12 protein-coding genes and 1 pseudogene are annotated in these 9,330 nt (G+C 66.9%); 9 read left to right on the top strand and 4 right to left on the bottom strand.

What is annotated here, in order from left to right:
- The 6 genes from BMY97_RS45585 to BMY97_RS45565 form a co-directional block, all read left to right on the top strand.
- On the top strand, positions 1 to 307 hold a 307-nt coding region (locus BMY97_RS45585), incomplete at its 5' end, for a transposase (protein ID WP_143086268.1).
- Positions 308 to 757: 450 nt separating this feature from the next.
- Positions 758 to 1,666: a hypothetical protein gene (locus tag BMY97_RS45580; RefSeq protein ID WP_091629902.1), complete on the top strand. Its 909-nt coding sequence runs from the start codon at positions 758 to 760 to the stop codon at positions 1,664 to 1,666.
- Positions 1,667 to 1,912: 246 nt separating this feature from the next.
- Complete coding sequence (locus tag BMY97_RS45575) at positions 1,913 to 2,335, top strand: hypothetical protein (protein WP_143086542.1); 423 nt, start codon at positions 1,913 to 1,915, stop codon at positions 2,333 to 2,335.
- A gap of 243 nt (positions 2,336 to 2,578) precedes the next feature.
- On the top strand, positions 2,579 to 3,070 hold the full coding sequence (locus BMY97_RS45570; protein ID WP_177231880.1) for an NUDIX domain-containing protein: 492 nt from the start codon (positions 2,579 to 2,581) through the stop codon (positions 3,068 to 3,070).
- Positions 3,071 to 3,151: 81 nt separating this feature from the next.
- Positions 3,152 to 3,481 (top strand): BBE domain-containing protein, encoded by a 330-nt coding sequence (locus tag BMY97_RS49760; protein WP_425425413.1) that lies wholly within the window; start codon positions 3,152 to 3,154, stop codon positions 3,479 to 3,481.
- A 45-nt stretch (positions 3,482 to 3,526) separates the two neighbouring features.
- Positions 3,527 to 3,814, top strand: a complete 288-nt coding sequence (locus BMY97_RS45565) for a hypothetical protein (RefSeq protein ID WP_143086541.1) — start codon at positions 3,527 to 3,529, stop codon at positions 3,812 to 3,814.
- Between the two features lie 144 nt (positions 3,815 to 3,958).
- Here the strand turns inward: BMY97_RS45565 and BMY97_RS45560 are convergent, their stop codons facing one another.
- The gene (locus BMY97_RS45560) at positions 3,959 to 4,309 is read right to left on the bottom strand and encodes a hypothetical protein (RefSeq protein ID WP_091629895.1); all 351 of its coding nucleotides are present in this window, start codon (positions 4,307 to 4,309) and stop codon (positions 3,959 to 3,961) included.
- Between the two features lie 262 nt (positions 4,310 to 4,571).
- On the opposite strand from BMY97_RS45560, the gene BMY97_RS46740 reads away from it, so the two are divergent.
- Positions 4,572 to 4,808 (top strand): hypothetical protein, encoded by a 237-nt coding sequence (locus tag BMY97_RS46740; protein WP_143086540.1) that lies wholly within the window; start codon positions 4,572 to 4,574, stop codon positions 4,806 to 4,808.
- 188 nt (positions 4,809 to 4,996) lie between these two features.
- Positions 4,997 to 5,812, top strand: a complete 816-nt coding sequence (locus BMY97_RS45555; protein ID WP_091629894.1) for a hypothetical protein — start codon at positions 4,997 to 4,999, stop codon at positions 5,810 to 5,812.
- A gap of 725 nt (positions 5,813 to 6,537) precedes the next feature.
- Here the strand turns inward: BMY97_RS45555 and BMY97_RS47660 are convergent.
- The 3 genes from BMY97_RS47660 to BMY97_RS45545 all read right to left on the bottom strand — a co-directional run bounded on the left by BMY97_RS47660 (position 6,538) and on the right by BMY97_RS45545 (position 8,538).
- Complete coding sequence (locus BMY97_RS47660; protein ID WP_177231879.1) at positions 6,538 to 6,714, bottom strand: hypothetical protein; 177 nt, start codon at positions 6,712 to 6,714, stop codon at positions 6,538 to 6,540.
- A 250-nt stretch (positions 6,715 to 6,964) separates the two neighbouring features.
- Positions 6,965 to 7,315, bottom strand: a complete 351-nt coding sequence (locus BMY97_RS45550; RefSeq protein WP_091629892.1) for a hypothetical protein — start codon at positions 7,313 to 7,315, stop codon at positions 6,965 to 6,967.
- The gene (locus BMY97_RS45545) at positions 7,312 to 8,538 is read right to left on the bottom strand and encodes a recombinase family protein (protein WP_143086539.1); all 1,227 of its coding nucleotides are present in this window, start codon (positions 8,536 to 8,538) and stop codon (positions 7,312 to 7,314) included. The genes BMY97_RS45550 and BMY97_RS45545 overlap by 4 nt, the downstream gene beginning before the upstream one ends.
- Positions 8,539 to 9,154: 616 nt before the next feature.
- On the opposite strand from BMY97_RS45545, the pseudogene BMY97_RS46735 reads away from it, so the two are divergent.
- Positions 9,155 to 9,330, top strand: a pseudogene (locus BMY97_RS46735) (IS256 family transposase); the annotation flags it as partial.

Raw genomic sequence — 9,330 nt, 5'->3', positions numbered from 1 at the left:
CCCCGCCGCCATCAAGGTCTGGCGGCACGCATGGAACGACTTCACCCCGTTCCTCGACTATCCACCCGAACTCCGCAGGATCGTCTACACCACAAACCTGATCGAGAACATCAACTTCCAGCTCCGCAAAATCACCAAGAACCGCGGCCACTTCGACAGCGACACCGCCGCGGCAAAACTGCTCTACCTCGGACTCCGCAACATCACCAGCAACCGAGGCGGACCATCGGGAACCGGCACCCGAGGCTGGAAACAAGCACTAAACACCCTCGCCGCACTCTTCCCAGACCGACTCCCACTCCACTAGAATAGAAGAAGAAATCGTCCGTGGCTTACACGGAAATCATGACAGGGCCGGCAAAGTGAGCACCACGCCGACACTCTGAACACCACGACTCCGTCCGGCACGAGCCAGGCTGGGTCGATTCATCCCTGGACATGCTCACCGCGAACACCGCCGACATGCTCACCTTCAATGCCGGGCAACACACCCTCACCTCGCCGGCACACTGACTCCTCGCCCCGCGTCAGGCTCGCCGCCCTGCATGGCTCCCGGCGCACGCCCTACGTCGTCGCTCACCCGGCGGAAACAGGCATCGTTGACCGCCCCGGCGAGCAGGCCTCGTACTCAGGTGCCGTCCATGTGTCGCCTCCATCGACGGCGCCATCCGGTCCACCGTGTGCTGGCGAAGCGGAAATCGTCGCAGCACGGGAAAATCTCACCATCGACCCTTGAGCAGGAACGAGACGCCCCACCATGAACGACAACGCAGCCACCCGGTTCGACCCGATGCTGGACACGCTGGACCGGGTGGTGTGGGCGATCGAGGTCCGCGACCCACACCAGCTCACCGCCGACGGCATCGGCGAGACCACCCGGATGGCGATGAGCGAGCTGGCCGCGGCCCACGGCTGCGCGCTCGGGGTCTGCGTCGACGACGACTCCTACGACTCAACCCCGGAGGGTACTTTCTACCGCTGGGATATCAGCGTCCCCCGCGAACAACACCTCGACCGGGACGACACCGGCATTCCCCGCGCGATCACTGCGCTCGGCGCCTGGCTGGCCACCCAGCTCCCGGCAGGGCTCGACGACTGGATCTACGAACCCGACCTCGCCGAAACCTGGCAAGCCGCCGTCGGTGACGAGCTGCGCGACAACGCGGCCGACCTGCTCGTGCCACTGGAAGCCGCGATGCTCGGGCGGCGCCGCGACGGTGCGCAGGAGATCGAACCGCTGCTGCGCTGCCACGCCGGCGCCGCAGAACCCCGGGCGGGCACATACGCATTGCTACTCGGACACGACCCCGACGTCGCGGAGCACGGATACGCGCCATGGCTGGTGCTGTCCGCCGGATACATCCCGCCCAACGGATTCTGGACCACCCCGGCCGGCGCGGCACTGTCCCGGTTCTCCCACACCGACCACCCCATCCTCATCGCACCCCGGCCAGCACCAGCGGTCTGGTGGATCAGCGTCACCACCGCACCGTTCGTCCCCACCATCCCCGCCCCGGCTTCGGCGTTCACCCCCACCCCGCCCACCGCCACACCCGGCGCCCGCCACCAGTGGACCGGCACCGACCCGGCCACGCTCGTCGCCCGGGCCACCGCAGACCTGCTCGCCCTCTTCCCGTACCTGCGCGACAGCGCTACCCGTTCATGAACAGGGACAACACTCGTGCAGTGCGCCTGGCCGTAGCGTCGGCAACGGCACAGCGCCGGACGAACTCACCAAACGGCAGGGACACCTGATGAGGAGGGACACGGCGTGGCTCGCGCACCTCCGTCCAAGACCGGCTCCGGTCAGCTGGGCTCGCACGAGCGGGTCAACGGCTGGCCCGCCGCACCGAGGGTGAAGATCCCCACGAACCCTGTCGTCGCCCGCCGCAATCGACGGTGGCCTGACGAGGTGCTGCTGCTCGACCCCGGCACCGACCAAAGCGTGACCATGCCCGGCTACGCCTTCGCCGCGCAAGCCGACGCGGCAGACACCGCCGCTGAACACCTCCGATCGCAGCGTCGAGCTGAGACCCGCGTCGGATTCCAGTGCACGACACTCGACGGCTACCAGATCACCTGGTATCGGGAAGCACCCGCTGATCGCGAGGGTGGCCTCGTGTCGATCTTCGACCCCGAGTCCACCGAGCCCGCTCGGCGGCTGCTACCCGACGGCACCGCGGAATCCCTCGACGGCGCACCTCGAGGACTGACGGTGTACGGGCGGCACCGATCCGACCGACCCAGCTTTGCCCGCGCTTCCCTGATGACCCCGGAGTACACCTACCTGATCAACGGGGTGAAGGAAGACCGGGGCGTGACAGTCGGCGGCTGAGAACGCACCGTCGAGCACGCCACGACCATGCGCCTCGCGGGCGCGGCAGGTGAGCCTGCGGGCTGGTTCGGGGACCACCATCACGGCCGTTGCCAAGGTCGGAACAACGGCGCTGGTCAGCGCCTGCTTCCTGAAGGAAACGCTGACAGCTCAACGGAAACCCCCTGCCATCCGCCCCGTCGGTCATCGACGCTGGACGCACCGGAGAGACCGGGACACCGAGCCAGGATCGAGGAACGCGAGATGAGCACCACGAAGATCACCACTGCGTCCGGCACCACCATGATGGAGCTCGCCACGGGCATCCCGGTGCACCATGCCACGAACGCCGTCGTGATCGCGCCGGACGCCTCCGGCACGATGTGCGCGCTGCTGGCCGAGCGGGACCGGGAGCCGCACGCGGGACAGTGGGGGCTGCCGGGAGGGGTGTGCCAGCCCGGCGAGGCACCGAGCGTGGTCGCCGTGCGGCGGGCCCGGGAGAAGACCGGCATCGACCTGGACGGCATCGAGCTGGTGCACGCCTCGTCCCGGGACGAGGGCCGCGACGAGGCCGGCCGCTACGTGACCGTGTCGTACGTGGTGATGCTGGATCGGCCGGTGCCGCTGCAGGTCGGCGACATGATCCGCCAAGCCCGCTGGTGGCCGATCGCCGAGGCGCTACGGCTGGAGCTGGCCTACGACCACGCCAAGATCATCCGCGACGCCCTGGCCGCAGCCGGGCTGACCATCAGCTGACCGGACCCGACCATCGCCATAACGCGCCACGGCCCGCCGACAGGCCAGATTCGCGTTGCTCGGCGCCAACGCGGATCAGGGGTGCTGGTCGGACCTAGCCGAAGACGACTGGCACCTGGCGTGGTTGCGAGGGTTCTACCGCGCCGTGTGCATCGAGACCGGCGGCGTACCGGGTCCGAGCGAGGACACCGACGGTTACTTCGTCAGCTACCCGGACGTCGACCGGGGCGACCCGGGGTGGAACACCTCGGATGTTCCGTGGTTTCTCTGTACTACAAGGAAAACTACCCTCGGCTGCAGTGGAGCAAGGGGCGTGACGACCCGCGCGGCCTGTTCCGGCACGCCCCAGTCGGTCGGGCCGGCCTGACGTTGCAGTATTTCTCCCGGGTGTCGGCCGCAAGGCCCGGCTAGGGTGTGACCTTCGGCTTGACCCCACATCCCAGGAGGGACCCGCCCGTGGCTGACGCTCCCAGCGCCATGTTCGAGCACTACTTGCGCACCGACGGACCGGACCTCACCGTCGAGATCGTTGCCGGGCGTGGCTCGCCGACCGAAGGAGACCTCGGCCGCACACTGTCGCAGAAGGCAGTGTGGATGTTCGGAGAGCAGGCCCAGGCGTGGCTGATGTCGCGGTTCATGCGGGCCTACGAGGCGCACAAGGTCATGCCCAAGGGCGCGAAGGTCACACTGCACGTGGAGTTGGACACCGACTCGACGCTCGACCCGGAGCGTGGCAAGGGATAGCTGATCTGCGGGGGCCAGATAGCCAATCCCCGGTTCCCGCAGATCAGTGACTCAACGAAGGACAAGCCCACGCGTCCGGACAACATACCGGCCGCGTGCGTGGACACGGCCACCACTCCGCGGGCGGAGCGGCGCTGCAGGACATCAGCCGACAGTTCCGGGGGCCCAGCCCCACGTGAACTCCTGCGAGGTGGGGGTGACTAGCCGCGGCACCCCCTCGTCTGAGGGCCCGCACACCGAGCAGTGCAGGATCGTGCCGACGATCTGCTCGCCGGGCAGGTTCAGCCCGAACATCGGTGCCCGAAGAATCACCATGGTGTTCTGGCCACACCCGGCGCCGCCGACAGTGCACGGCAGGTCGTCGGCCACGACCCGGCCCCGGATCTCGAAGAAGCCGGCGCGCACACTCTCGAAACTCAGCACCTGGCTGCCGGCGGGGCCGTCGTTGCGGGTGATGGGGGTGGCGTACCCCTGTGCGGGGCTGGGGTCGGTCATCGCCGCAGCATAGTACGCAGTGCCACGCGTCGGCGGCCGAGCCCGCCACAGGAGAGCACGAACCCGGAGCAGACTACATCTGGCGGACACTCAGTAGCTTCTTGGCACAGAAGGCGATCGTGTCCGGGAGGCCCAACCGCCGATGACCGCTGCCATATTAGGTAGGTCCGGCCGTCATCTCGACAGGACATCGACCCGAGCTAGCCGAAACAGGGAGATCGGTCGGGTTCGTCGCCGGTTGCGGACAGGCAAGCATGAGCACATGCCGAACCACAAGTGCCTGGCCCAGCCCGAACCGCCGCGCCGTCCGTCCACATGGGAAATCGTGCTCGATCAGCTTCTCCGAGTCCTCGGTGCCCGGTGGATCTTCGCCACCCTTGCCCTCCTCCTCGCAGCATCCGTCGCACTCGCCAGCGTCGTCGGCCCGGACCTCGCCGACCTCGTCAGCGTGCTACTCCTCGGCATCGCCGCGATCGTGCGTGCCAGGAGGAAGCGTTAGCCCCACACCTACGTTCCAGCCGCATTCGGTCCAGCCCCGGGCACACCGAACGAAGCGGACGTGCCAGCGGTGGAACCGTTGCTGTGTCCGCAAATCCGTGCGGCCGCGGGAGCCCTGCACTTGCCGGCTACCCACGACGGTCGTGCTCGCTTCGCCGGGTTTCGAGATCCTCGGCGACACCCCGGCCGGTGGTGCTCGACCGGTCACTCGACGACCTGCCCGACGAGATCGCCGAGCTGGCCCGGCAGTGGGAGCGCCACGTCGTCGAGGCCGACACCGGCCTGCCGCCGGACGCGCCGGTGGGCGCGGTGCCTGGGCCGCCGTTCGATTCGAACCGTACGACGGTGCGAGAGAGGGAAACGGCGAGGGCCGCCGAGCTGACTGCGGCCGGGATGTCGGCCAGCGTGTCGACGGTGCAGCGGATGTGGCGCTGCTACCGTGCCGAGGGCCTGTGCGGGCTGGTCGACAGCCGGGCGCACCGGCGGACCTCGGCGCACGGCTGGACCGATGAGTGGGTCGTTTCCGCGATCCGCGAAGCGTTCGGCGAGCAAGCGTCCCGCTCCACGGGCACCCGGGACCGGCTGCGTCGCCAGATGGAGGCGATCCGCGGCCGGGCGGCACGGCGCGACGGTGCCGTCGAAGGCGACGTTCAACCGGCGGGTCTCGCGGTTGTCCACCGGGCAGCACATCTTCGGCGCCGCGACCACCCACCGCTCGGCAGCGAACCGACCGGACGGATCGTTCACGTGAGCTGGGCGGCCCGGCCAGGGCAACAAGTGCAGATCGGCTCGGCCCCGCTCGACGTGATGGCGGTGTTCGACGACGGCCAGGCACGCCGGGTCGAGCTCACCGCCGTCGATGTCGCCACCCGTACCATCTGCGCGGCGATCCCTGACATCGACGTCTCCGCGGGGCGAGTGAGGGTCGTGCCCGGCCGGACTGCCGAGCGCACCAAGCCAGGCTTCCGTGGGCTCGGTGCTGGAAGGATCCCGCGATGGCTGTGAGAAGATCGGCAAGAACCACTGTAGGACTTGACCTTGCCGGGTTCGCCGCACCCCGAGCTCGTAAACGGAACAGCCACTGTTGCTCGCAGACGGAGGACGACTACTTATAGTTCGGCCTCATCCCGACAGTCTTCTCCTTGCCGCAACGCTTCATGAGCACGACCGGACAGAAGGAAACACCCCCCAACCCTGACGGAAAGGTCGCCGGAATCGACAATTTCGCTCTCACCGACACCGACACCGACACCGACACCGATCTGATGCCGTGCGACGGCTGGGGCTGGGAGCAACGCGAAGAACCTCGGCCAGGCGTTCGAGGTCACCCGAACTGCCGTCGCGCTGGCCCAGGCGATCGTCGTACCGGAGCATTTCGATGGTAACCACATTCATTGAGGCCAGCCGCCTGAGGCGGTCTCAACCTTTGCTGCCGACCTCATCAGATTTCCGCGAGACAGGACAGCGGCCGCTGTTGTCCTGTCTCGCCGCGGGTTGGATCTGCTCGCGCCTCACGCGACGAACTGATCGGGGACTCAGGACACGTGGATGACGCTTCCGCCGGCGCGGGCACGGCCACCACGGACGCGCGGTTGTCCGGCATTCCACGGCGGCACGGCGTCCTGATCGCCGCCGCGCTCGCCCGCGATGTCGTAGGCGAGTTCAGCTTCGATCCACTCTGGATAGGGGGTCGAACCCGCGATTGGTGACGACCGAGGAGCGGTCGAAGATCAGCCACTTGTGGCCGGCGTGGGACTCTTCGTGCGGCTCAGCCGTCCAGCGCTCGCCGCATCGAGGGCGACGTCCTTCATGGTGTACTGCAGCTTCTTCATGGTGTACTGCAGCTTCAATCTCGATCGCAATGTGGTCGCCAGGTAGCCGGGAAGCTGCAGCAGGATCGCCTTCATCTTGGCGTCGTTCTTCGTCAGGTGTCCCGTGTGGACGGCGTTGAAGTGTAGGGCGAGGAGTTCGCCCAGCAGAGCGGCCCGGTGGCTGGCCGCGGCATCGTTCTTGTCCTACTCGGCCCGCCGGTCGGCTCGGCGCCAGCCGGCGACGGCGATCCAGAGAGCGACGATGGACGCAACCAACGAAGCGATGATTCCCAAGTAGCTAGTCATGACCGGGAACCTAGACCTGACCACCGACATTTTCATGTCCTCATGCCTCAGGTTCAGGACCGCAGGTGGCTTGGAGGGCTTTGATGCGGGCGATCGGCACTCTCGTGGCGTCAGCGATATCGCGTACTGTGCTGCCACCCGCGGCGAGGGTGGTCGCGGCATCGACTAGAGCTGCTTCGTACGCGGCCTCAGTGCGCCGCAGGCGGTCCAACTCCGGGCTCGTAGGGGTGATCGTGACCTCAGCGGTCACATCAACGAGCGAGAGCCCTTGGGTGATGTTGTCGTGCAGCGCTTTGAGTGTCCGCCCATACCCGTACACCGCGTGCTGGGGGATGTTGGCCACCCACCACTCGCCATGCCGGCTGGCCTGGCACGGGAAGGTCTTGCTCACTGCGCCGCTGGCATGGTGTCGAGAACCTGCTGGATAGCGGAGTCCGGAATGAGGGCAGGTAGGACAATTTCCCGGTCTCCGATGCGGTACAGCGTGTGCGTTCTGTTGCTGCGGACCGCGACAACGGTGAGTCCTCGAGGGGCCACCGCAGTCCGGAGGCGCTGGAGTGAGACATATTCCGCTGCTCCGGCCCGCAGCCCCGCGGTGATCTCCTGCGCAGCCTTCCACTCCTCAACTGCGATGACAGGCTCGTGCGTGATCCGGGGCGACCAGATCCATTCTGAGAGCGGGTTCAGCCTGGAGTTTCCGGGGCGACCTGTCCGGGAAGCTTTCCGGTTGTAGACCTGGTAGCCGGTCAATTTCGGATTGGAGATCAGACCGTCTACCAGTGAGCGGGTCCATCGGTACTCGATGGGGTACCGGTCAGGATCCGAGGCCAAGGCCGTGATGATGTCCGTCGTCGTGAGGTATTCCTCCCGTCGTAAGCGGTGTAGCTCCTTGGCGGCATCGAATCGGCGGGGGTCGGGGTGCGGGACAAGTTTTTTCTTCGGGCGTGCTGGGCCGAACCGTCCTGCGTGCTGCTGCGGGGCGCTCTCGTCGAGTACCGCGACGTAGGGGTACGGCGGATAACCGTGGTTCCATCCATTGACGGCGTGCTGGACTTGGCCGCCCATCGACATCTCCATCATGGTTGTCCGGTAGATCTCCGCCTCCACCTGCCCATACCGGCGGGTACGTAGCCTGCCGGATTCGGTCCCGCCGGTCGGCTCGTTGGCGTACACCACTTCCACTCCGAGCCGCTCCAGCTCGTGTTCCACGGTCAGGCTGGTCAGCATGGCGCGGGCCAAACGATCGGAACGCTCGGCCAGGACGTGGGTGACGCCCATTTGCTCGGCCCGCTCGACCAGATCCGGCAGTCCGCCGTCACGGCGGACCGGGACCGCGAGCGCGTCGTACATGCCCTGGGGGCCTAGGCCACGTAGCTCGGGAGGCAGCATCCCGGATTCCACGTCCCAGAAGTAGGCGGCGAAATCCTCGCCATCCTGCAAACGCGCGGAGGCGTAGAGAACTTGTCGTGGGATGGATGTCGCGGGGTTCTGGTTGTCCTTGGTGGAGACACGGCCCACGAACACCGGACGACGAGGGCGGCTGGGAAACGGGGTGAAGTTTGGTAGATCGGACAGGTCGATAGGTGACCTGAACGGTGTGATCTGAGCGGCCATGCCTCTCCTCGGGTCGGGAATCGAACAGTGTGGTGAGTAGTGCCGAGCCCGCACGAGCGGGAGCTGCTCGGCCCCGCGGGCACAAGCAGGTAGAGCGGACCGACCGGCCCTGCATCCTTCGTGACGCGACCGAGGTGGAAGTCCGCCGGCTGACAGGTATGCACGGCACGGGCTACTTCTAGGACAGGGCAGGTAGAGCGTGTGCCTGAGTCTGTGGCTGGGAGGGTTGCCACGTCGTGGCGCGGGCCAGTTTCGATGACGGCTATGCCGTGTCACCCGCTGGAGCCCTGGCATGCCTCTGCGAGGGCAGCGGGCAGATCCCTCAGCCAGCTCGCCGTGCCGGGCCAGGGGATCTCACCGCGCGATCAGCTGTCGTCGTCGGGCTCGCGATTGCCGGTGGAGGTCGGCAGTGAGTCGAGGTCGGCACGCATACAACAGTCGATCACCGCGAGGGTCTGCACTCGACTCCAAGGCCGTGTCATGACAACCGTGTAAGCCACGGATGGACCAAGATCGGGATCGCTGACGGCGACCCAGAAAGGCTCTATCTGTGACTGAGAACACATCGCCTGATCGGGCTGCGGGTGCCGCGGCCGGCGAAGCACTCGCTCGGGTGTTGCCGTCGGAAACGCTTGATGCGCTGGTGAAAGACGCGTATGCGAATGGCGGGGCGCTGGGCGCGCAAGAATTGCTGAACGAGATGACCAAGGCGGTGCTCGAACGAGCACTGGACGCTGAAATGACCCATCATCTCGGATACGAGAAAGGAGACCCTGCCGGGAACGGTTCCGG

The organism is Amycolatopsis saalfeldensis (genome assembly GCF_900110575.1).
Taxonomy (GTDB): domain Bacteria; phylum Actinomycetota; class Actinomycetes; order Mycobacteriales; family Pseudonocardiaceae; genus Amycolatopsis; species Amycolatopsis saalfeldensis.
This window is presented reverse-complemented; position numbering and strand designations above follow the sequence as displayed.

What these genes read in the sequence shown, in the direction of transcription:
- BMY97_RS45580 (WP_091629902.1), top strand. Translation starts at nt 758, where the DNA reads ATGAACGACAACGCAGCCACCCGGTTCGACCCGATGCTGGACACGCTG.
- BMY97_RS45570 (WP_177231880.1), top strand. Translation starts at nt 2,579, where the DNA reads ATGAGCACCACGAAGATCACCACTGCGTCCGGCACCACCATGATGGAG.
- BMY97_RS45560 (WP_091629895.1), bottom strand. Translation starts at nt 4,309, where the DNA reads ATGACCGACCCCAGCCCCGCACAGGGGTACGCCACCCCCATCACCCGC.
- BMY97_RS46740 (WP_143086540.1), top strand. Translation starts at nt 4,572, where the DNA reads ATGCCGAACCACAAGTGCCTGGCCCAGCCCGAACCGCCGCGCCGTCCG.
- BMY97_RS47660 (WP_177231879.1), bottom strand. Translation starts at nt 6,714, where the DNA reads ATGAAGGCGATCCTGCTGCAGCTTCCCGGCTACCTGGCGACCACATTG.
- BMY97_RS45545 (WP_143086539.1), bottom strand. Translation starts at nt 8,538, where the DNA reads ATGGCCGCTCAGATCACACCGTTCAGGTCACCTATCGACCTGTCCGAT.